Genomic DNA, 23584 nt, shown 5'->3' with positions numbered 1-23584 from the left:
GTCAGATTATAACGGAGTCACGTCGCGCTCAGGACAGCAGCGCAACATTCACACTATTTAGCGCCAATAAAAAGCCTACGCTGGCGTAGGCTTTGTTGACGGATAGACGAAGCATGGACTTGATCGCACTGGATCATAAATCGCGAAGCGCTTTAAAAATCCCCATAGCGTGATTGCAATAAACCAGCAATCACCGGCGCAACGCTTTCGGTGCGTAAAATTCTTGGCCCCAACAATACAGAGGTATAGCCCGCTGCAATAGCTTGATTGTCTTCTTCAGTAGAATACCCACCTTCAGGGCCAATCAACACGCAAACGCTAGCGACTTTTTCTGGCAAGCTAGCCCACGCCACAGCGCCTGTTGGGCAAAGCAATAATTTTAATTCGTCAGAATTTGGCTGGGCTAAAAATTGCGCCAACGTGAGGATAGGCCGGATTTCTAATAAGCGCGTTCGGCCACATTGCTCGGCGGCACTAGCGGCAATTGCTTGCCAATGCGCCAACCGTTTTTCGGCGCGTTCGCCCGAATAGCGCTGCTGGCAATATTGCGAAATCACCGGCTGCAACACCGCAACCCCGAGCTCGGCGGCTTTTTGCACCGTGTAATCCATGCGATCGGCGGCCGAAATTGCTTGCACCAAGGTTATTCTCAACGGCGATTCACGATCCACATCGGCAAACGACAGCACAGCAACACTAACGGTTTTTTTACCCATTGCCGCAATTTGCGCAGTAAATTCACCGCCTTGGCCATTAAATAAAATAATTTCTTCGCTATGCTGCAAACGCAATACTTGCACATGCCGCGCTACCGACTCGGGTAAGTCAAAACATTGCCCAATTGAAAGTGGCAAATCAATATAAAAGCGCGGCATACACCATCATGTCCTTGCAATAAAATACGCGTCAATCAAAGGGGCATTAAATGCCAAGCGGAGGGAGGTCATGAAACGACGAAGGCACGTCTTTAAGCCGATCAAAACTCACCATTTCATAATTACTCGGGTCAGAAAGTAGCTCACGCAGTAATTTATTATTCATGGCGTGCCCCGATTTATACCCCGAAAATGCGGCAATCAATGGGTGACCTAAAATATACAAGTCGCCAATCGCATCGAGCACTTTATGCCGAACGAATTCATCTTCAAAGCGCAAACCGCCTTCATTCAGGACGCGAAACTCATCGATTACCACCGCATTATCCATATTACCGCCGCGAGCTAAGCCATTCATGCGTAAGTATTCAACTTCATGAATAAAACCAAAGGTGCGGGCACGGGCAATTTCGCTGATGTAATTGGAATCAGCAAAATCAAGGCTAATGGTCTGAGCGGATTTTTTAAAGGCGGGATGTTTGAAATCGATCGTGAGGGTGACTTTGTAGCCGTTATGCGGCTCAAACTTCACCCATTTATCACCATCATGCACTTCGATAGGTTTTAAGACTTTGACAAACTGCTTGGGCGCGTCGAGCTCACGCACCCCAGCCGTTTGCAGCAAATAAATAAAGGGAGCAGCAGAACCATCCATAATCGGCATTTCTGGCGCATCGACTTCGACAATCACATTGTCGATACCGAGCCCAGCAAATGCTGACATTAAATGCTCAATTGTGCCGACACGCACGCCGTCTTGCACCAGCGTCGAGGAGAGTCGCGTGTCGTTCACTAAATCGGGGCCGACTTTGAAAGGCGCTGACTCGGGTAAATCAGAGCGCTTAAAAACGATGCCAGTATCCGCAGCAGCCGGTCGCAAAGTGAGTTTTACTTTCTCACCCGAATGCAAACCAACGCCAGTCGCATGGATCGTTGAATCCAAAGTTCTTTGTAAAAACATGCCCATTCTGCCTAAACAATCAATTGCTTGATTTTACCAGCCCTAGGCAAAAGACTGGTTAAATCATTCCAATCACACTGATTGATTTCATTTATTACGCTAATCCAGCGAAAGCCTTAATCCGCTTGACGACGTAAAAATGCCGGAATATCCATATCGATATTACTCATTGCGGCTGGACGAGCTGGCGTTTCTGCCGCACGGCTACCACGATTGTTACGCCAAATTGCTGGCGTATCGTAGGCTTCATCGTAAGCAGCATTATCGGTGCCAGTTTTTTGCATTGGGTTATTCACCACCGTCAGTGATGGCGTGCTAATCGCTTTGCCACCCAAACCGGTTGCCACTAAAGTCACGCGGATTTCGTCTTCACCCAATGCTTCATCGTAAACCACACCGTGTTTCACCAATGCACCTTCGGCAACATGTGATTCGATAATTTCAAGCGCTTGGCGAGTTTCTGATTTTTTCAATTTGCCCGGTGCAGTCGAGAAATTCACCAACACGCCACGTGCACCCTTAAAGCTAATATTGTCGAGCAATGGGCAACGAATGGCTTCTTCGGTAGCACGAATGGCTCGATCTGGACCTGTGGCATGTGCCGAACCCATCATCGCCATACCCATTTCACGCATCACAGTTTTAACGTCAGCAAAGTCAACGTTGATTAAACCTGGATATTGAATGATTTCAACAATCGAACCAACGGCATTACGTAATACGTCATCAGCCGCACGGAATGCTTCATCAACCGTGACATCATCGCCTAAAACTTCTTCAAGTTTTTGGTTAGAAACCACAATCAAAGAATCCACATAGCGCGACAATTCATCAATACCGACTTGTGCCACTTTTTGGCGACGGCCTTCATCTTGTCCAGGTGAAGTCACCACGCCGACAGTCAAAATGCCTTTTTCACGCGCCACTTGTGCGATCACAGGTGCGGCGCCAGTGCCGGTACCACCGCCCATACCGGCAGTGATAAATAATAAATCTGCGCCAGAAATCAATTCAGCAATGCGCTCGCGATCTTCTTCAGCAGCTTGTCGGCCAATATCAGGATCACACCCAGCGCCAAAGCCTTTGGTGAGTTCAGCGCCCAACTGAACCACATTGTCCGCCCGCGATTGCTTCAAAACCTGAGCATCGGTATTGGCGGAAATAAAATCAACGCCGTGCGACTGCATCGCATGCTCGATCATATTGTTGATTGCATTGCAGCCTGCGCCACCAACGCCAATCACCTTGATATTCACGTGATGTGAAACCTCTGGTACTTCAATTAATAATGCCATTTTCACTCTCCTCTTGCCCGATTTTACTGCTTACCCGAATATTTCAGAAGTTATTTTGAAACCATGCCTTCATTCTGCTAAAAACATCACCCATGCCGCCTTCTTTACCTCTAGCACCGGGTGCTTTTTGCATTTGTTGGCGCGCCAATAACAGCAAGCCAACTGCAGTGGAATAGCGTGGATTTTTAACCACTTCTGCTAATCCACCCACATAACGCGGCAAACCTAAGCGCACCGGCATATGGAAAATTTCTTCAGCCAAATCAGTCATACCCGGCATCAATGAAGCGCCACCGGTAATCACAATCCCGCTCGACAATCGATCTTCCAAACCGACACGGCGTAATTCGGCTTGTACAAAGCTATACAATTCTTCAACACGCGGCTCGATCACTTCAGCCAGCGTATGACGGCTCATTTGCCGCGCACCGCGCTCACCCACGCCTGGCACTTCGATCATCGTTTGCGGATCGGTCATATGGCGTAATGCCACGCCGTGTTGGATTTTGATGTTTTCGGCTTCACCGGTTGGCGTACGCAATGCCATTGCGACGTCATTGGTAATTTGATCACCGGCGATTGGAATCACTGCGGTATGACGAATCGATCCGCCAATAAACACCGCGATATCGGTAGTGCCACCGCCAATGTCAACCAAACACACGCCAAGATCTTTTTCATCTTCAGTCAGAACGGCGTAGCTTGAGGCCAATGGTTGCAACACCACTTCAGCAATCTCTAGCCCACAACGGCGCACGCACTTGGTGATGTTTTGCACTGCCGACACTGCGCCAGACACAATATGCACCCGAACTTCTAAGCGCACACCCGACATACCTAGCGGCTCTTTCACGTTTTCTTGACCATCAATCACATACTCTTGCGACAAGATGTGTAGGACTTGATGATCGGTTGGAATATTGACCGCGCTCGCCGTTTCAATCACTCGCTCAATATCGGCTGGGGTGACTTCTTTATCTTTAATCGCCACCATGCCGTGCGAATTGAGGCTCTTGATGTGGCTACCGGCAATGCCGGTATACACTTCGCTGATTTTGCAATCGGCCATCAATTCAGCTTCACCCAATGCCGACTGAATCGCTGCAACGGTTTTTTCAATATCAACGACAACACCGCGCTTCAAGCCTTTGGATGCTGCGGAGCCTAAGCCCACCACATTCAAAGAGCCATCTTCCTTCACATCAGCCACTACCGCGACCACTTTAGAAGTCCCGATATCTAGCCCAACGATGAGGTTTTTTGCATCCCTAGTCACTGACAGCCTCTTTTACAATTCTTAATGTTTAACTTTAAATACCCCAGCCAACTTATTGCTTTTTAAGTATTTAAAATACCAAAAGCATAAATCATGCCGAAGCTTTATTTGCCTTAGGTTTTACGACCGGCGGTGGCTTAACGCCCTGCTTGCCAGCCTCTAACGGCGTATACGATGGTAAATGCACGGCAAAACCATTCGGATAACGCAAATCCACATACTCAAATGGCTGCTGCAATAAAGCCAATGAATTGGGGTAAGCGCTCACAAAACGCTTCACCCTATCCACTGCTTGATCACGCCCTACTTCTACGATCAATTGCTTATCTAATTCAAAGCGCCATGCCCGGCGATCCGATAACCACAAACGCGTTGGCGTTCGCTGTAAAGGCAATAAGGCCGCTTGCAAAGCCTTAAACTCACTCACCATCAACTTTTCAGAGCCTTCAGGTCCTTCCAAAATTGGCAAAGGATCACTGGTTGCAGCATCAAATTTTTCGCCATGCGAATTAAGTAACCCTGTCGTTCCCCAACGCGCTACCGCCTTGTGCTCTTCAATATTGACTTCTAAACGATCAGGCCAACGACGACGGACTTCAACCTGACGTACCCACGGTAATTTTTCAAAATTCTGCCGTGTTTTATCCAAATCAAGGGTAAAGAACGTTCCTTTTAATTCGTTTTTAATCACATAGCGTAATTGCTCGCGCGTTACATGCGCTAAATCCCCATCGACCTTAATCCGGCGAACCGGAAATAATGGCGAATGCACCGCCAAAAACAATAAGGAGTAAAACAATAACATCAATGCTAAAGCTGTCAGCAAGTTAGCAAGCCACATCAATAGCTGTGGCTTATCCCACATAACAACTCACTTTTAAGTGTCGATTTAAAGCCCGCTCAGGCATATTGATTGATTCCTAATTGGGCGCTTCAAACACCCACCCATCATGGGTATGCAAACGTAGCCAAATTATAACAATAGTTGCAAGGATATACCCTTACAAACCGTAAAACCTATGAGATTGTTCCCAAAATTGTCAATACTAAGTCGTCGTAGCTAATGCCTGCTTCACGAGCGCACATCGGAAATAGACTGTGCGTTGTCATTCCGGGGGCCGTATTGGGCTCTAGCAAAAACATTTCGCCCTGCTCATCCATTAAAAAGTCAATTCGCGCCCAACCTGAAGCCCCGAGCACTCGATACGCTTGTTCACATAAATCACGCGCTTTTTGCTCTTGCTCACCCAATAAACCAGGGCAATGATAGACCGTGTCATCACGGATATATTTAGCTTCAAAGTCATAAAACTCAGTCGCCGGCTCAATCTTGACGGTGGCCAAAGCCTTACCATCAAGCACCGCGCACGAGTACTCACCGGCGTTAATCGAGCGTTCAGCCAAAACCAAAGCATCGTACTGCGCTGCTACAGCGTAAGCCTGAGCAATTTGCTCAACGCTGGTACAACGCGTAACCCCCACGCTTGAGCCACCATTGGCGGGTTTAACATACAGCGGTAAATCTAACTGCTTGGCCACCGCAGCCAAATCACTACTGGCAACAAGTAAAACATAATCAGGAATCGGTAAACCGGCCGCTTGCCACATCAGCTTGGTGCGCCATTTATCCATACCAATTGCCGAAGCCATCACGCCACAGCCAGTGTAAGGAATCGACATAAATTCCAAAGCACCTTGGATCGTGCCATCCTCGCCATAACCACCGTGTAAGATCAAAAAGGCGCGCTCAAATCCTTCATCATGCAAAGCTGACAATGGTTTTTCAGCAGGATCAAAGCGATGCGCATCCACGCCTTGGCGAACTAAAGCTTCCAATACACCCGCGCCGCTGAGCAAAGAAATTTCTCTCTCGCTCGAAGCACCACCCATTAATACTGCAACTTTACCCATTGCTTTCACATCAACACCGCTCATTTCACCATCTCACATAATAATTTCGGTGTATTCCCAATGGTGCCAGCGCCCATCGTCACCACCACATCACCCGCTTGCACTGCGGCAAAAATTGCCGTTGACATATCGGTAATTTGCGCCACAAACACCGGCTCAATTTTGCCGGCCACTCGCACAGCACGGGCTAAAGATCGGCCATCAGCAGCAACAATCGGCGTTTCACCGGCGGCATACACCTCGGCGAGCAACAAGCCATCGACCGTGTTAAGTACTTTGACAAAATCTTCAAAACAATCACGCGTTCGCGTATAGCGGTGCGGTTGAAACGCCAATAACAAGCGACGCCCCGGGAACGCGCCACGCGTCGCTGCCAGCGTTGCCGCCATCTCAACCGGATGGTGACCATAATCATCGACCAAGGTAAACGTGCCACCCGCTGGCAAAGTGACTTCGCCATAGCGCTGGAAACGACGACCTACGCCTTGGAAACGCTCAAGAGCCGATACAATCGCTGTCTCATCCGCCCCAACTTCAATCCCGATGGCAATCGCAGCGAGTGCATTAAGTACATTGTGCATGCCCGGCATATTGAGCGTGACGGCTAAGCGACGTGATTCACCGTTTTGCCAAACCGCATCAAAACGCATCATGCCGTTATCCGCCACAATGTTTTCTGCACGCAACATCGCGTCTTCAGAAACCCCATACGTGGTCACAGGGCTAGTGACTTTCGGCAAGATCGAGCGCACATGCGGATCATCAATACACAAAATCGCCCGGCCATAAAACGGCAAATGATGCAGAAAATCGATAAAAGCTTGCTTTAGTTTTTCAAAATCATGGCCATAAGTGTCCATATGGTCCGCATCAATATTGGTCACCACCGAGATCACCGGCGTGAGTAGCAAGAACGACGCATCGCTTTCATCGGCTTCGGCGACCAAAAAGTCACCCTGCCCTAAGCGGGCATTTGAGCCAGCTGCGTGTAATTTTCCGCCAATCACAAAGGTTGGATCCAAGCCAGCAGCCTCGAGCACACTGGCACTCAAGCTAGTGGTAGTGGTTTTGCCGTGCGTACCGGCAATGGCAATACCTTGCTTTAAGCGCATTAATTCAGCCAACATCATCGCGCGGGGCACAACAGGAATCTTACGCTGGCGCGCGGCAATCACTTCGGGATTGTCGTCTTTCACCGCACTCGAAATCACTACCACGTCGGCATCGGTAATAAACTCAGCCGCATGCCCTTGAAATACTTGGGCGCCCGCATTCACTAAGCGCTGTGTTGTGGCGCTCACACCTAAATCCGAACCACTAATTTCAAAACCTAAATTGAGCAATACTTCGGCAATCCCACTCATGCCGACACCACCAATCCCAACAAAATGGATGCGTTTTACTTTATGTTTCATTGCGCTAATTCTTTAATCACTGCAACGACTGCGGCCGTTGCATTAGGTTGAGCTAAAGCACGCGCGGCCGTTGCCATCGTTAGGCAGCGTTCACGCGTCATTTCTTGAATCAATTGCGCCAGTTTTTCTGGGCTGCTGTGTGATTGAGCTAATAAAATCCCGGCACCCGCTTCACTTAAAAAGTGTGCATTACCGGTTTGGTGGTCATCCACCGCATGCGGAAATGGCACCAAAATACTTGCCGCACCGACACATGCGAGCTCGGCCACCGTCAACGCCCCTGAACGGCACAAAATCAAATCGGCATCGGCATACGCTTGCGCCATATCGGCAATAAACGCCACGCAATCGGCAGAAGCGCCAGCTGCGGCGTAATTGGCTCGCAATGTTTCTAAATGCTTTTCACCCGATTGATGCGTCACCATCGGACGATCAGCTGGTGCAATCAGTGCCAAGGCTTTCGGCAATTGTTCATTAAACACTTGCGCACCTAAGCTGCCGCCCACCACCAAAATCTTTAAAGGCCCAGTTCGGTTGGCAAAGCGCACCGCAGGCTCAGCCACTTGGGCGATTTCACTGCGAACTGGATTACCAACGCAATCGGCCTGATTAGGAAATGCCGACGGAAACGCAAACAACACTCGATTGGCAATTTTCGACAACACGCGATTGGTTAAACCCGCTACTGAGTTTTGCTCATGAATCACCAACGGCAGCCAGCACAAACGCATCGCCAAGCCGCCGGGAAAACCGGTAAACCCACCAAAACCAATCGCCACATCGGGGCGACGGCGGAAAATCAAATTCAATGCCGCCAACAAAGCTTTGGTTTGTACCCATGGCTGGCTGAGTTTTTTTAACCAACCTTTACCGCGTACACCGGTAATTTTTAGCGTCACCAAATCTATACCTTGCTGCGGTACAACGCGGGTTTCCATCGCGCCGTTTGCGCCTAACCACACCACATCCCAACCCTCAAGACGTAATGCATTGGCAACCGCTAACGCGGGGAATATATGCCCACCCGTGCCACCGGCCATCACCAAGAGCGTACGTTGCCCACCGGTGGCAGCAGGCTCAATCCATTCGGCATCTTCTTTTCGCATTCGCCAGCCGCTGACAATCAAAGCCAGCATGGCAATAATAAAAAGTACCGAGAAAATAATCGTCATACCTTATAGCCTCGAATCATTTGACGATTTTCAAAATCAATCCGTAATAAAAAACCTAGCGCTAATAAATTGGCCACAAGCCCAGAGCCACCAAACGATAATAAAGGCAAGGTTAAACCTTTAGTCGGCATCACACCCATATTTACGCCGATATTAATCACCGTTTGTACACCAATCCAAATCCCAACACCTTGAGCAGCTAATGATTGCCAATGCCGCTCTAATTTATTTGCCTGTACGCCAATCGAAAAAGCCCGAAAAACTAAAAATGCAAATAAGCTAATCACCACGGCGATACCAATAAAACCAAATTCTTCCGCAATAATCGCCATTAAAAAATCGGTATGCGCTTCGGGTAAATATGAGAGCTTTTCTACACTAAGGCCCAAACCGACCCCGGTAAATTCACCACGGCCAAAAGCAATTAAGGAATGACTTAATTGGTAACCTTTGCCATACGGATCTTGCCAAGGATCTAAAAAACCTAAAACCCGCGCCCGGCGATAAGGGCTAGAAATAATTAAAGCAAAAAAAGCGCCGCCTAAAAAAATGATCAGGCCAGCAAAGATTCGCCAACTAAATCCAGCCAAAAATAATATGCCCATCGCAATCGCCGTTACGACAATCAATGCGCCCATATCGGGTTCGGCCAATAATAAGCCACCCACAATGGCCATTACAACGCCTAGCGGTAATAAGACCTTAGTTAAGCTATCAACAAAGGTTGAAGTCATACTACTATTTTTACGCACGCTATAATCAGCGGCATACAGCACAGCAAAATACTTCACTAATTCGGAAGGTTGTAAATTAATCACAAATAAACTTAACCAGCGCCGACTACCATTCACCTCACGCCCGATACCCGGAATCAACACTAGAATTAATAAAACAATACCCAAAATAAATAAAGCCGGAGCGTATCGACGCCATATCTCGGTTGGAATATTAAATGCAATGAATCCAGCCAACACCCCAACGGCCAAAAATGCCGAATGGCGCATCAAAAAATAACTCGAATTAAAGCCAGTATCTTTATCTACCTCAGCCATTGCAATCGATGCGGAATACACCATTACCAAGCCGATGGTCAGCAATAAAGTGACGCACCAAAATAAGCCTCGATCATAAGCGCTCATTTTGGGCTTCATTCGCTGCATCGCTTGATAAAGAATTTGCCGCATTACTGCTCCAACTCTTTCACTGCGGCAATAAATACTTCGGCGCGATGATGATAATTACGGAACATATCTAAACTAGCGCACGCCGGTGACAGCAAGACCACATCACCAGGCTCGGCAAAATTACTCGCCACCGAGACGGCCATCTCTAACGTCGGTAACATCATCACCGGCAAATAATTATCATCGTCATCTGGCAAATACGCCGACTGCGCTTCATTTAATACGTCCGCCAAAGCGGGTGCGTCTTTACCAATGAGTAACACCGCCCGGCAAACTCGCTCGCAAGCTTCAAGCAGTGGCGAAAAATCTTGGCCCTTGCCCTCGCCGCCCGCAATCAACACCACTGGCCGCGTCATGCCTTTTAAAGCCGCTTCGGTCGCGCCAACATTGGTGCCTTTAGAGTCGTCGTAATACGCCACCCCATTGATGTCGGCGACAAACTCAACGCGATGCGGCAAACCTTTAAAGTTTTTCAGTGCCTCAAGCAATGGTGCTAAAGGCAAATCGGCGGCGCGGCACAAGGCAATCGAAGCCAGTGCATTCACGGCGTTATGCAAACCCGCTACCGGTAATTCCGACGCTTTAAGTAATTCAGTTGCGCCATAGCGAAGGCTAAAATCACCATCGATTTCAAGCAAACCATACTCACCATTAGCAGCGGTATCTGCACCAAACCACACTATATTGTGGTCTGGTTCAGCCATACCCTTGCACCACTGATCTTCACGATTAAGAACTCGCACGCCTTGGCCATTAAAAATACTGGCTTTGGTCGCCGCATATTCTTTCATTCCGGCGTAGCGATCTAAATGGTCTTCCGACACATTCAATACCGTCGCCGCAGTCGGCGCTAAGGAGTGCGTCGTTTCAAGTTGGAAACTAGATAATTCCAGTACCCAAAAATCAGGCCACTCACCGCGCGCCTGCCATTCTGCTAGTGCTGCTAAGACCGGAACGCCAATATTGCCGGCCATCACCGTGGTTTTTCCGGCGGCCTCACACATTTGCGCCACCATCGTGGTCACGGTGGATTTGCCATTCGATCCAGTAATCGCAATCACTTTGCCGGGCTGGCCTTGCAACGCCAAGGCCAATAATTCAATATCACCGATCACAGTAATGCCACGAGCGATCGCTGCGGCCACTTCGGGCGTTGCCAGTGGCACTCCTGGACTGCTAATCAATAAATCGGCATCCGCAAAGGTATCCACATTAAATGAGCCCAAGCGCAACGCGACCTGTGGCAACTCGGCTTGAAGTTGCGCCAAATTGGGTGGCGTTTGACGACTATCGGCCACGGTCACCTGTGCGCCTTGACCAACCAACCAACGGGCGGTCGCCAAACCAGTTTCACCTAAACCGACGACGATGCAATGCTTTGCTTTGAGTTCCATCTTTGCTTACCGTAATTTCAAGGTGGCCAAGCCAACCAAGACCAAGAGCATGGTAATAATCCAGAAACGGACCACCACTTGAGTTTCTTTCCAGCCTTTTAATTCGTAATGATGGTGCAATGGCGCCATGCGAAACACGCGTTTTCCGCGAGTTTTAAAGCTAGCAACTTGAATCATCACCGACAGCGCTTCAACCACAAACACACCGCCCATAATCAACAGCACAATTTCTTGCCGCACAATCACCGCGACCATACCAAGGCCGGCGCCGAGCGCCAAAGCGCCAACGTCGCCCATAAAGACTTCGGCGGGATAGGCGTTAAACCACAAAAAGCCAAGGCCTGCACCGGCCATTGCCGCACAAAACACCACTAATTCGCCAGCACCGGGTACATGCGGCACCCCCAAATAAACTGCAAATTTTGCATTCCCTGCCACGTAGGCAAAAATACAAAAAGCGCCAGCAATCAGTACTGTCGGCATAATCGCCAAGCCATCCAAACCATCGGTGAGATTGACGGCATTACTGGTGCCAACAATGACAAAATAAGTCAGAATACAAAAGCCAATGGCACCAAATGGATACAAAATTTCTTTATAAAACGGCACAATAAAACCCGTCGTTGCCGCGTCATTACCAAAATTCACCAAAAATAAACCGGCACCAATGGCAATCGCTGACTGCCAAAACATCTTGGCTTTGGCAGATAAGCCTTTCGGGTTTTTCAGTGCAACTTTTTTATAATCATCCACAAAACCAATAATGCCGGTGGCCAAGGTCACCACCAGCACCAGCCAAATGTATTTATTGCCTAAGTCACCCCACAATAAGGTGGTCAAGCCAATCGACAGCAAAATCAAGGTGCCGCCCATCGTCGGCGTACCGGCTTTGATTAAATGCGTTTGCGGGCCGTCATCACGAACGGCTTGACCGACTTTCATCTCGGTCAATTTGCGAATCACCCATGGACCTAAAGTCCATGAAATCGTTAGCGCAGTAATCGTCGCCAATACGGCGCGTAAAGTGAGGTAATTAAATACATTAAAGGCACGAACTGATTCGCCGAGCCATTGCATCAACATCAGCAACATGGCTGTGCTCCTTCTAATTCGTTAACAACGTCTTCCATGCGCATAAAGCGCGATCCTTTCACCAACACCATCGATTCGGGTGTTAATACGGCACGCAAACTCGCCAACAATTGCGCTTTACTGGCAAAATGCTGACCGCGCTCACCAAAAGCGCCCACGGCATGCACCATGTGTTCACCCACGGCGAATAAAGCGGCTATGCCTTGTTGCTGCGCATAAGCGCCAATCAAAGCATGTTGCTCGGCGGCATCCGCGCCCACTTCGCCCATATCCCCCAACACCAAAACGCTACGTTTTGCCCCCATCGCCGCCAAAACATCAATCGCCGCCCGCATAGAATCTGGATTGGCGTTATAGCTATCGTCCAAAATTTGCGCGCCATTGGCAGCTTTTTTGGCTTGTAAACGCCCTTTTACCCCTTGCCATGCCGAAAGACCGGCAGCAATATCGGCCAAAGGCACTTGCATTGCCAGCGCCGTAGCCGCTGCGGCCAGTGCATTACGCACATTGTGTAAGCCCGGAACCGCTAACTGCACTGATGCCGAACCTAATGGTGTGAGCAATTGAAACTGACTGCCCAATGCGCCCAATTCAATCTGCTCGGCAGTGATTTCTGCGTCTTGCAATCCAAACGACACACATTGATGCTCGCCCGCTAATTGCCGCCACAAACCAGCAAATTCATCATCGTGATTAATAATGGCCACGCCATCGGCGACTAAACCGGCAAAAATTTCACCTTTGGCTTGAGCCACACCCGCCACCGAGCCCAAGGCTTCTAAATGGGCCGCGCCCGCATTATTGACGACCGCTACGTCAGGGCAGGCAATGCGCGTTAGGTAGTCAATCTCACCAAAATGATTCATACCCATTTCAGCAACGACAAAACGATGCTGAGCATTGAGCCCTAGCACCGTCAATGGCAAGCCAATATGGTTGTTTAAATTGCCTTTGGTTGCGTGTACTTTGCTGGCGTCACCGACATGCTTAGCCAAAATACTGGCCAACATTTCTTTGAGGCTTGTTTTGCCATTACTGCCAGTAATAGCCGCTAGCTTAATGTCGGCGTGCTTTGCACGCCAATACCTTGCCAATTGTCCCAGTGCTTGTAAAGTGTCCGCCACCACAATCCGGTTACCGCTACCGTCTTTTTCAACGAGGGCGGCTACCGCGCCTTGCGCCAAAGCTTGCTCAACAAAATCATGCGCGTCAAAACGCTCGCCTTTTAAAGCGACAAATAAATCACCGGCGCGAATGTCACGACTATCAGTCGTCACACGGCTAAAGACCAATTCGGGGCCCCCCGAAAGACGGCCATTAAGCACTTGCGCGGTTTCCTGCAAATTCAACATCATGACTTCCTTATTACTTTTTTGGCGAGCGCTTGGCTAGCCACTTCGACATCATCAAAATGTTGCCGCACGCCATCGATTTCTTGGTAGGTTTCATGCCCCTTACCGGCCACTAAAATCACATCGTTAGGACCGGCCATATCAATGGTGTCCGTAATTGCAAAACCACGATCCGATTCAATCGCATAGTTGGCTTCGCCATTACCTGGCACACCTTCTACGCCAGCAATAATTTGCTGAATAATCGCCTGCGGTTTTTCGCTGCGCGGGTTATCACTGGTAATCACCACTGAGTCCGCCAAACGACAAGCAATCTCCCCCATTAATGGGCGCTTGCCATTGTCTCTATCGCCACCGCAACCAAACACACAATATAAGCGCGCGCCTTGCGGCATCACTTCACGCAAAGTGAGTAGTGCTTTTTCTAAAGCATCTGGCGTATGTGCGTAATCGACCACCACCAAAGGCTTGCCCGACCCACCCAAGCATTGCATCCGCCCAGGAGCCGAACGAATTTGACCGAGCACGCGGCAGGCATCATCCAGTGCCACGCCATCGGCCAGTAAGACCCCTAAGCAAGCCAGCAAATTGCTGACATTAAAGCGTCCTAATAGCGGCGAATTAATCGCGCCAACACCAAGCGGCGTATCGACGACCAAAGAAATACCATCAAGAGAGGATTCAAAATGCTTAACGCGCAAATTACCGTGCTCAAACCCATAGCCATACACTTTGGGGGCAGTGGTAAATTCAATCAACTCACGGCCAAAGGCATCGTCAGCATTGATAACGGCAGCTTGTAAACCATCCCACTGGAATAATTTGGCTTTGGCGGTGGCGTATGCAGCCATGGTGCCGTGATAGTCCAAGTGATCGCGAGTTAGATTGGTAAAAACGGCGGTCTTAAACGGCACGCCATGTGCCCGCCCCTGATCTAAGCCGTGTGAAGAAACTTCCATCGCCACATGCGTTGCACCATTGGCTTTAAATTTGGCTAACCAGCCTTGTAAGGCCAAAGGATCTAAGGTGGTATGGGTTGAGGCGACTAAGTCGCTCACAAAACCATTTCCCAAAGTGCCTAAGACGCCGGTTTTATTGCCCAATAAATCAAAAGCTTGTGCCAACCAATTGGCAATCGAGGTTTTACCATTGGTTCCTGTGATACCGACTATAGGCATAAGCCCAGAATCGTTACCCAATAGCGCACAGGCCACGATACCCGCTTGATAGCGTAGTGCTGGCACAGCTAAATTAGGTACATCCCATGCCCGATTCCACACAAAATCCTCAGCTTCCCAAATCACTGCTGCGGCGCCTTTGGCTAGCGCATCGGCAATAAACTTTCGACCATCGACATATTCGCCACGAAAGGCCATAAATACATCGCCAGCTTGTACTTGTCGGCTATCGGCCACCAAAGGGCGACCAGACTGTAATTCAATCAGCGCAGCTAAATCAAAAGCAGGCAATTCCCAACTCGCAGGCTTCATGTTTCTTCCTTTACTTCGGCTTCGGTATTGGGTAAGAAAATATTGGTCGTTGGCGCATCAGGCGGAACACCCAACAAGCGCAAACTCCCAGCAACCACATTACTAAAAATCGGTGCGGCAACTAAACCACCGTAACGCATTGCAAATGATGGCTCGTCGACCATCACTGCCACGATTAAACGTGGATTTGAAATAGGGGCTAAACCGACAAAAGAACCAACACGCGCCGTATCTGAATACTTACCATCGACTAATTTTTTTGCCGTACCCGTTTTACCGCCCACTCTATAGCCCACCACTTGCGCCCGAGTTGCTGTTCCGCCGGGCAAGGTCACCATCTCCAGCATCTTGCGAACTTGTTCTGCTGTCTTGGCAGAAACCACTTGCTTGCCCGGTGCTGGCGCGACCAATTTTGTAAATGTCACCGGATGAATTTCACCGTTGCCAGCAAAGAGCTGATACGAGCGCGCCATTTGCATTAAGCTCACTGACATCCCGTAGCCAAAAGACATCGTGGCCTCTTCAATCGGTCGCCAGTTTTTCCAAGGGCGGATCCGGCCAGCAGCTTCACCCGGGAATCCGGTATGCGGCACTTCACCAAAACCAACATCTTTATAAAAATTCCACTTCGACTCACGATCCATCATCAATGCCATCTTCGTCATGCCGACGTTAGATGATTTTTGCATAATGGTTTCCACCGTTGCCGCGCCCACCGCATGATCGTCCTTGACCATATTCGGGCCGATGGCCATCGTGCCACCGCCAGTTTGAATAATGGTCTGCGGTGTGACTTTGCCGGCATCAAGCGCCATCGCCACCGTCATCGCTTTCATCGTCGAGCCAGGCTCATACAAATCAGTTAGCGCGCGATTGCGTTTATACGCTGGGTCAACTCGAGCACGGCTATTGGGGTTGTAAGACGGCGCATTAGCCAATGCCAAAACTTCTCCAGTTTTCGCATCCAGCACCACAATCGCCCCACCCACTGCACCGGAGCTATCCACCATATTTTTAAGCTCGCGGTAAGCCAAATATTGAATTCGTCGATCAATCGACAACTGCAATGTTTGCCCTTCTTGCGGCGGCACAATCGTTGAAACGTCTTCAACAATGTAGCCACGACGATCTCGAATCACGGTGCGAGAGCCCGGCTTACCCGCCAGCATTTTTTCTCGTGTTAACTCAAAACCTTCCTGCCCTTTGCCATCAATATCGGTAAAACCGACAATATGGGCCATCACTTCGCCCGCCGGGTAGTAACGGCGATATTCAGTTTGCGAATACACTCCGGGGATTTTCATCGCCATCAGCTTTTTTGCATCCGCAGGTGAGATATGCCGTTTCACCCACAGAAAATCTGATTTTATTTCTTTGCCTTGCGAGTTTTTTCGTGATGCGGTCAATTTTGTTAACAGCTCTCCCGACTTTAATTGCAAATGCGTTTCTAATTTTTTAACTTCGTCCAGCGACAACGGCATCAGCTCATCGTCGTTCGCGGGCTTCCAATCTTCGGCACGCTGCTGCCCTACCGGCAAAATCAGCATGCTGCGTGGGCTCATCCAAATCGACTGAACCGGCGTTGAAATCGCCAACGGTTCACCATTGCGGTCGGTGATCATGCCGCGATTGGCTTCTAGTTTTAACACCCGACGATAGCGTGCATCACCTTGGTCTTGTAAAAAACCTTCATTCCATACTTGCAAATACAAGGCACGACCGAGTAAGGCGGCAAACAACACCATCAAACCGCCGAGTACCGTCCAAACCCGCCAACGCTCTAACTTTGGGATTACGGCATACTTTGGTCGACGACGGCTAGCCGCCGTTTTTCCCGCTGTTATCATTGCAGATCTTTAACCTCAGGTTGCTTCACGAGTTCACCGTGCTCCAAAATGACCTGAGTGCGATTCGATGGTGCCACTTGCATTTCCAAAGTGTGTCCAGCCTCTTGTTCGATGCGAGAGTGCATCGCCCAAGTGCTTTGCTCTAGTTGTAACTGTCCCCACTCAACGTCGAGCTTACGAGTCAGTACGTCTTCTTTTTGCAATTCAATAAATAGTTTTCGCGACTTATGCCGACTGGTGATCACCGCTAAAGCGCAAATCACTAAAACCGCCAACAAAAACATATTTAAACGCGTCACAAAGGCCCCGCTGTACGTGCTGCAACCCGCAAAATCGCACTGCGCGCACGAGGGTTGGCTTTAATTTCGATTTCTGATGCTCGGATTGGCTTACCGAGGATCTGCAATGGCGCAGCGGCAATTTCACTGGCTCGCACCGGCAGACGCGAAGGCAGATGATCCCCCTTAGCCGCGTCTTGAATAAACCGTTTTACGATGCGATCTTCCAGCGAGTGAAATGCAATCACGGATAATCGCCCACCGGTTTTTAGCAAGCGCAATGCTTGGGGTAGTGCTAGCGACAATTCCTCAAGCTCACGATTGATGTAAATCCGTATAGCTTGGAAGGTACGCGTCGCCGGGTTCTGGCCCGGCTCACGGGTGCGGACAGCCGTTGCCACGACCTCGGAAAGTTCTCCTGTTGTAGCAAAAGGTTTGCTTGCCCTACGCGTAACAATCGCTGCTGCAACCTGCCTAGCAAACCGTTCTTCGCCATAATCTTTTACCACCTCTGCAATATCTTTTTCTTCGGCCAAATTGAGCCATTCAGCCGCTGTTTGCCCTCGGGTCGTATCCATACGCATATCCAAGGGCGCATCAAATCTAAAGCTAAATCCGCGCGCGCCATCATCCAATTGTGGTGAGGACACGCCTAAATCCATCAATAAACCATCTATTTTTTCGATCCCGAGCCGGGCAAGAGATTCAGCCAACGTGACAAAGCCCTCGTGCACAATCGTGAAACGAGGATCTGTAATCGTTGCTGCTTCGGCAATCGCATATAAATCTTTATCAAATGCGATTAAGCGACCATTGGGTCCTAATTTGGACAAAATCAATCGAGAATGACCACCACGGCCAAACGTGCAATCCACATAAGTGCCATCAGGCTGGATCGCTAACGCATCCACTGCCTCATTGAGCAATACCGTGCAATGCACGAAGTTTGTTCCAACCACTTCACTCAAAGCACGATTCCTTCCATATTGTTTTCTAATTCATGCGGATCCATCGCCATCACAGAATCCGTTACGGCATTCCATTTAGCTTCATCCCACAATTCGAATTTATTTCCCATGCCAACCAAAGCAACCGCCTTATTCAGTTGCGCGCGTTGCCTTAAAGTCGCAGGGATTAAAATACGGCCCGCTGTATCCATTTCGATTTCTTCAGCGTGACCGACGATTAAACGACGCACAGACATTTTTGAGCCAGATAAAGTATTGAGCTGATCTCGAACAGGTATCCATTGCGCCTCAGGGTAAATCAACACACAGCCAGCTGGGTCAATGGTGATCACTAGTCGCCCTTCAGCGCACAATAAAGCACGGTACTTAGCTGGCATCGCTAAGCGCCCTTTACTGTCCAATGAAAGAGATGACACACCACCCAACATGTATGCAGACGCCCCTGTTTGTTCGCTAACGAGATCAAAAAATCGATCAATCTACGCGCGGTGCAATTTTAGCGAAAAAATGACTATAAAAATACACTTTTACCCACTTTACCCCACTGAAACCCACTATAGAGCAAAAAAAAAACTGACACAAGTTGCGCCAGTTTTTTTATCTTTTGATACAATAACTTAGTTAAAAATGTTTTTAATTCATAAAAGTCTTAAAAATAAGCATGAAACAATCGAAATCTAAAGTGATACATTAAGTTTTGTAAGAATATAAGACAAAACTCAATCGCAACATCCCGACCACCGGACATCCCGTGTACTCTCAATCATGAGCAGCAAGCTCTTTTATCTGTGCTTAATTTTGATCATGGCCCACTTTGCATGGCGTGCCATTCATCCTGCACAGCGCAAAGAATTGCATCGAATCAGTAAAATTAGCGCTGCAACCCTGATTGTGGCCAGCATAATTGCCATCACTTGGCATTTTTTTCGCGCATAAGGTGTAATACAAAACATAGCTAGCAGCAATAAAAAAGAGCGCCCTAGGCGCTCATTTTTTATGCTGGTTTGATTTAAACCGTTGCTGGCAACAAAGCTTGCTTCATTTTTTGCAACGCTTTAGTCTCGATCTGCCGAATTCGCTCGGCCGAAACTTTAAACTCTGCGGCTAAATCATGCAAAGTCAATGATTCACCCTCATCGGTCAACCAGCGTGCCTCAATAATGCGGCGACTACGCTCATCTAAACCATCCAAAGCCTCTGAAATCCCACTTGATTGCAAATGATCGGTCGCAATTCTGCCCATCGCGGCAGTCGGCTCATTATGGCTGTCAGCCAACCAATCAATCGGCGCATAGCCATCATCATCACTATCATCAGCCACCAGTGCAATATCTTGACCGGTCATGCGCGTTTCCATCTCAAGGACTTCTTCGGGCTTAACGCCTAAATCATCCGCGATTTCTTGCGCTTGCTTATGCGTTAACGCCGCAAAGCTAGTTTTCATTGAGCGCAGATTAAAAAACAATTTACGCTGCGCTTTAGTCGTCGCAATCCGCACTAAGCGCCAATTGCGTAAAATATACTCATGGATTTCAGCTTTAATCCAATGCACTGCAAACGAATACAAGCGCACACCACGTGTGGCTTCAAAGCGTTTCACCGCTTTCATTAAACCAATATTACCTTCTTGAATCAAATCAGCTTGTGGTAAACCATAGCCACTATAACCTCGCGCGATCGAAACGACGACGCGCAAGTGGGACATCACAAGCTGACGCGCAGCCTCCACATCACCACTTTCTTGGTGGCGTGTCGCCAAATCGTGCTCTTCTTGAGGTGACAGCATAGGTACCGCATTAACGCGCTGAATATAACGTTCAATACTATCGCCAATCGATAATGTTGAAAGTGTCATCGCATTGCCCATCGCTTGAATCTCCTGTCGTAACAACAAAGCTGACTGTAGCATAAAATATTAGCACTCAAACACGCAGAGTGCTAATTTGCTTCAAATCAGGATTTATATTCAATCACATGCAGATCGCATTGTGCACGGTAATTATTACTATTCAAGTCATAGTCTTAAGCAATCTGCTTAGCGGCATTTAACGAAATTGATATAAATATCGCGACACCGCCAAACTAGCCCCTATCAAACACAAAAATGCGCTTGCTAGACAAACCACCACCGTGGTTAGAAGGTCTGGCGCCAACAAACTTAACGATTGACCATAAGCGCTCGCCAATTCGATCACGGTTGGATTTACATACGCCACCAAGCCCCACACAATCAATACGGCAACCCCACCACCGAGCAGCCCTTGTACCAAGGCCGCATGCATAAAGGGGCGGCGAATAAATGAATCAGTTGCACCAATCAGTTTGGCGACTTCAATTTCATCACGGCGCGTTAGGATTTGCATCCGGATGGCATTGCCCGTGATCAGCACCAAGGCCAGCGCCAACAAGCATGCCAGAACTTCAAAAATAGCTCGTCCTAAATCGGTAATCCGTGCCAAACGTTTGGCCCAATCAGAGTCTAACTGCACTTCTTCGACGATCACAATCGACGAAAGTTCTTTCTTTAAGGCTTCTAAACCTGCCGGATCATTTTCTTTTGCTTGCAAAACAAAAGCGTCTGGCAATGGGTTGTCGGCTAATCCAGCGGTTAAATCCGTTGTGCCTAGGCTCGTTTGCAAGGCCGCCAATGCATTGGCTTTCGGAATAAACTCAACTTTAGCCCAACGCGCATCGGCTTTTAATGTCGCTTGCAAGCCCTTCACGTCTTCAACCGTGGCACTGTGCCGCAAAAAAATAGAAATTTGCGGTTCAACAGACACTTGATCGCTAATTTGCGAAACGCTCATAATCAAAGTCCAAAGCGCCAGTGGCAGTGCGGTTGTAATCCCAATCACCAATAAATTCAGCAGGCTACCTAGCGGGTGGCGAAACAAGCTACCAATCGTGCGTGTTAGTGCCAATAGATGCAGGCGAAACCAATTTTTCATTATTTTTCCTTAGCTCAACTTTGCTGTGTTTAAGCGCAAAACTGCCCATGTTTTAAACGCAAAATACGCCGACCATAATCGGCCATTAACGATTCATCGTGCGCCGAAATCAAAATCGTTACACCGACTTGATGGAAGGATTTAAACAATTCCAAAATATCATGCGCATAATCACTATCCAGATTTGCCGTTGGCTCGTCGGCCAACAAAATCGACGGCCGATGCACCACTGCTCGCGCAATACACAGGCGCTGCTGTTCACCGCCCGATAGCGAAATAGGATTGAGCTTTTCTTTGCCCGCCAAACCGACTTTATCCAGCGCCGCCAATACACGACGGCGACCCTCCATATGATCGAAGCCAATAATATCCAGCGGTAGGCGCACGTTATCAAACACATTGCGATCATATAAAATTTTATGATCTTGAAAAATCAGCCCAATATGCCGGCGCACAAACGGCAAAGAAGCACGACTCATCCGCGCTAAATTTTGCCCATTGAGCAGCACCGCGCCGCTACTGGGTTTTTCGATCCCCGCCATTAATTTGAGTAAAGTCGATTTACCCGCCCCAGAATGTCCCGCTAAAAACACCAGCTCGCCATCGGGCACTTCAAAACTTAGATTTTTGATGGCATCAAAGCCACCGGGATAGCTTTTACTAACTTGTTGAAATTGAATCATTAGAATCCTTCATTCTCAAAACGAGCCACCCAAGCGACTTGTGGCCACTGATTCATTACCCGAAGATTGCTCGTTCTACAACGAGCAATCGTCTGAATACATTCCAGGATGAAATCAAAGCGAGGCCTCTGCATCAACGAAATCACAGAGTGTATGGGTATGTGCACATAAGGCTTATTCAAAAAAGCCTCTACGCAAATACCCACTTATTCAAACAAGGCATCGATATAATCTTTTGCCACAAATGGGCGTAAATCATCAATCGACTCACCTACACCGATAAAGCGCAGCGGTACTGGGCGATTTTTAGCAATCGCGGCAATCACGCCACCTTTAGCGGTACCGTCGAGCTTAGTCAGCACTAAACCGGTTAAGCCCAAAGCGTCGTCAAACGATTTAACTTGCGCCAAAGCGTTTTGCCCCGTATTGGCGTCCAGCACCAGCAAAACTTCATGTGGCCCAGTGGGGTCGGCTTTTTGCACCACGCGTTTTACTTTTTTGATTTCTTCCATCAGGTGCAATTGCGTTGGCAAACGCCCTGCCGTGTCGACAATCACCACATCGATACCACGAGCTTTGGCAGCGTTCACTGCATCAAAAGCAACCGCTGCGGCATCACCCGACGCTTGCGCAATCACTTGCACGCCGTTACGTTCGCCCCAAACCACCAATTGCTCACGCGCCGCAGCCCGGAATGTATCCCCAGCAGCCAGCAGCACCGATAAATTTTGCGATTGGAAGTATTTAGCTAACTTGCCGATGCTGGTGGTTTTACCTGCACCGTTAACGCCAGCCACCATCAGAATAAATGGCTTGTGGCCCGATACATCCAAAGGGATTTCTAGCGGTTTGATCAAATCAGTCAGACTGAGTTTCAGCGCATCTTTAAGCTCACCCGAATCTTTTAAACCACGTAGTGACACCCGCTCTCGAACATCTTTTAATAAATGCTGAGTGGCATCAACGCCCATATCGGCGGTCAACAATACGGTTTCAAGCTCCTCGTAAAGCTCGTCATCAATTTGGCCACCACCAAAAATACTGGCTAAGCTTTTGCCTAATTTATCGCGAGTTTTTGCCAAACCCATTTTCAAGCGTTCAGTCCAAGATAATTTAGGCCGTTCTTGTGGTTGAGCTAAATCGGCTGGCGGTACAAATGCATCAGCATGCGGCACAGGCTCAGCTTCTTGGGTAATCAAGGGTTCAATCGCCGACTCAATCGGCACAACTGGCGCAGGCTTGATCTCAGTTGCAGTAACAACTGGCTCAATCGGTTCAATTTTTACGATCGGCTCAACGATGGCGGGGGTTTCAGGTAGAGAGACTGGAGCGAGCGGCTCAGTTTCAACCACTGTAACTAGGGTTTCTGGCGCAACTTCTGCGACAATTTGCGCCTCTGGCGGCTTCTTTTTCTTAAAAAAACTAAACATGACGTTGGCGGCT

General features: G+C 48.7%; 22 protein-coding genes. 1 reads left to right on the top strand and 21 read right to left on the bottom strand.

Annotated elements, in window-relative coordinates; all coding sequences use genetic code 11:
* Nucleotides 1–152 precede the first annotated feature (152 nt).
* The 17 genes from K4H25_RS03085 to mraZ form a co-directional block, all read right to left on the bottom strand.
* A complete protein-coding gene (locus tag K4H25_RS03085) occupies nucleotides 153–875 on the bottom strand; it encodes a 16S rRNA (uracil(1498)-N(3))-methyltransferase (protein WP_221021965.1) in 723 nt (240 codons plus the stop codon).
* A gap of 46 nt (nucleotides 876–921) precedes the next feature.
* Nucleotides 922–1836, bottom strand: coding sequence for a UDP-3-O-acyl-N-acetylglucosamine deacetylase (lpxC, locus tag K4H25_RS03080; protein WP_221021964.1), 915 nt, complete (start codon nucleotides 1834–1836; stop codon nucleotides 922–924).
* A 116-nt stretch (nucleotides 1837–1952) separates the two neighbouring features.
* Complete coding sequence (ftsZ, locus tag K4H25_RS03075) at nucleotides 1953–3131, bottom strand: cell division protein FtsZ (RefSeq protein WP_221021963.1); 1179 nt, start codon at nucleotides 3129–3131, stop codon at nucleotides 1953–1955.
* Nucleotides 3132–3174: 43 nt separating this feature from the next.
* Nucleotides 3175–4407, bottom strand: a complete 1233-nt coding sequence (ftsA, locus tag K4H25_RS03070; RefSeq protein ID WP_221021962.1) for a cell division protein FtsA — start codon at nucleotides 4405–4407, stop codon at nucleotides 3175–3177.
* A 91-nt stretch (nucleotides 4408–4498) separates the two neighbouring features.
* A complete protein-coding gene (locus tag K4H25_RS03065; RefSeq protein ID WP_255587961.1) occupies nucleotides 4499–5233 on the bottom strand; it encodes a cell division protein FtsQ/DivIB in 735 nt (244 codons plus the stop codon).
* Nucleotides 5234–5424: 191 nt separating this feature from the next.
* Complete coding sequence (locus tag K4H25_RS03060; protein WP_255587960.1) at nucleotides 5425–6342, bottom strand: D-alanine--D-alanine ligase; 918 nt, start codon at nucleotides 6340–6342, stop codon at nucleotides 5425–5427.
* A complete protein-coding gene (murC, locus tag K4H25_RS03055; RefSeq protein WP_221021960.1) occupies nucleotides 6339–7733 on the bottom strand; it encodes a UDP-N-acetylmuramate--L-alanine ligase in 1395 nt (464 codons plus the stop codon). Before murC ends, K4H25_RS03060 begins: the two co-directional genes overlap by 4 nt.
* Nucleotides 7730–8839 carry an undecaprenyldiphospho-muramoylpentapeptide beta-N-acetylglucosaminyltransferase gene (gene murG / locus K4H25_RS03050; RefSeq protein WP_221022858.1) on the bottom strand — a complete coding sequence of 370 codons (1110 nt, stop codon included), beginning with the start codon at nucleotides 8837–8839 and terminating at the stop codon, nucleotides 7730–7732. The genes murC and murG overlap by 4 nt, the downstream gene beginning before the upstream one ends.
* Nucleotides 8840–8901: 62 nt before the next feature.
* A complete protein-coding gene (ftsW, locus tag K4H25_RS03045) occupies nucleotides 8902–10089 on the bottom strand; it encodes a putative lipid II flippase FtsW (protein ID WP_221021959.1) in 1188 nt (395 codons plus the stop codon).
* Nucleotides 10089–11483 carry a UDP-N-acetylmuramoyl-L-alanine--D-glutamate ligase gene (gene murD, locus K4H25_RS03040; protein WP_221021958.1) on the bottom strand — a complete coding sequence of 465 codons (1395 nt, stop codon included), beginning with the start codon at nucleotides 11481–11483 and terminating at the stop codon, nucleotides 10089–10091. The genes ftsW and murD overlap by 1 nt, the downstream gene beginning before the upstream one ends.
* A gap of 6 nt (nucleotides 11484–11489) precedes the next feature.
* A complete protein-coding gene (mraY, locus tag K4H25_RS03035) occupies nucleotides 11490–12563 on the bottom strand; it encodes a phospho-N-acetylmuramoyl-pentapeptide-transferase (RefSeq protein ID WP_445347055.1) in 1074 nt (357 codons plus the stop codon).
* A gap of 2 nt (nucleotides 12564–12565) precedes the next feature.
* Nucleotides 12566–13930, bottom strand: coding sequence for a UDP-N-acetylmuramoyl-tripeptide--D-alanyl-D-alanine ligase (locus K4H25_RS03030; protein WP_308443233.1), 1365 nt, complete (start codon nucleotides 13928–13930; stop codon nucleotides 12566–12568).
* A complete protein-coding gene (locus tag K4H25_RS03025) occupies nucleotides 13927–15417 on the bottom strand; it encodes a UDP-N-acetylmuramoyl-L-alanyl-D-glutamate--2,6-diaminopimelate ligase (protein ID WP_221021956.1) in 1491 nt (496 codons plus the stop codon). Before K4H25_RS03025 ends, K4H25_RS03030 begins: the two co-directional genes overlap by 4 nt.
* Nucleotides 15414–17264 carry a peptidoglycan D,D-transpeptidase FtsI family protein gene (locus tag K4H25_RS03020; RefSeq protein ID WP_221021955.1) on the bottom strand — a complete coding sequence of 617 codons (1851 nt, stop codon included), beginning with the start codon at nucleotides 17262–17264 and terminating at the stop codon, nucleotides 15414–15416. Before K4H25_RS03020 ends, K4H25_RS03025 begins: the two co-directional genes overlap by 4 nt.
* Nucleotides 17261–17563 (bottom strand): cell division protein FtsL, encoded by a 303-nt coding sequence (ftsL, locus tag K4H25_RS03015; protein ID WP_221021954.1) that lies wholly within the window; start codon nucleotides 17561–17563, stop codon nucleotides 17261–17263. Before ftsL ends, K4H25_RS03020 begins: the two co-directional genes overlap by 4 nt.
* Nucleotides 17560–18501, bottom strand: coding sequence for a 16S rRNA (cytosine(1402)-N(4))-methyltransferase RsmH (gene rsmH / locus K4H25_RS03010; protein ID WP_221022856.1), 942 nt, complete (start codon nucleotides 18499–18501; stop codon nucleotides 17560–17562). The genes ftsL and rsmH overlap by 4 nt, the downstream gene beginning before the upstream one ends.
* A 5-nt stretch (nucleotides 18502–18506) precedes the next feature.
* Nucleotides 18507–18938: a division/cell wall cluster transcriptional repressor MraZ gene (gene mraZ / locus K4H25_RS03005; protein WP_173532986.1), complete on the bottom strand. Its 432-nt coding sequence runs from the start codon at nucleotides 18936–18938 to the stop codon at nucleotides 18507–18509.
* Between the two features lie 337 nt (nucleotides 18939–19275).
* Here mraZ and K4H25_RS17185 point away from each other — a divergent pair, with 337 nt between their 5' ends.
* Complete coding sequence (locus K4H25_RS17185) at nucleotides 19276–19446, top strand: protein MIGRI (protein WP_445347054.1); 171 nt, start codon at nucleotides 19276–19278, stop codon at nucleotides 19444–19446.
* A 73-nt stretch (nucleotides 19447–19519) separates the two neighbouring features.
* Here K4H25_RS17185 and rpoH read toward each other — a convergent pair whose 3' ends face one another.
* The 4 genes from rpoH to ftsY form a co-directional block, all read right to left on the bottom strand.
* A complete protein-coding gene (gene rpoH, locus K4H25_RS03000) occupies nucleotides 19520–20365 on the bottom strand; it encodes an RNA polymerase sigma factor RpoH (protein WP_255587958.1) in 846 nt (281 codons plus the stop codon).
* A gap of 190 nt (nucleotides 20366–20555) precedes the next feature.
* Nucleotides 20556–21458, bottom strand: coding sequence for a permease-like cell division protein FtsX (gene ftsX, locus K4H25_RS02995; RefSeq protein WP_221021953.1), 903 nt, complete (start codon nucleotides 21456–21458; stop codon nucleotides 20556–20558).
* A gap of 29 nt (nucleotides 21459–21487) precedes the next feature.
* Nucleotides 21488–22141, bottom strand: a complete 654-nt coding sequence (gene ftsE / locus K4H25_RS02990; RefSeq protein ID WP_221021952.1) for a cell division ATP-binding protein FtsE — start codon at nucleotides 22139–22141, stop codon at nucleotides 21488–21490.
* A gap of 206 nt (nucleotides 22142–22347) precedes the next feature.
* The gene (gene ftsY / locus K4H25_RS02985; protein ID WP_255587957.1) at nucleotides 22348–23571 is read right to left on the bottom strand and encodes a signal recognition particle-docking protein FtsY; all 1224 of its coding nucleotides are present in this window, start codon (nucleotides 23569–23571) and stop codon (nucleotides 22348–22350) included.
* Nucleotides 23572–23584: the final 13 nt, after the last annotated feature.

The organism is Deefgea piscis (genome assembly GCF_019665785.1).
In the GTDB taxonomy this organism is placed as follows: domain Bacteria; phylum Pseudomonadota; class Gammaproteobacteria; order Burkholderiales; family Chitinibacteraceae; genus Deefgea.
This window is presented reverse-complemented; position numbering and strand designations above follow the sequence as displayed.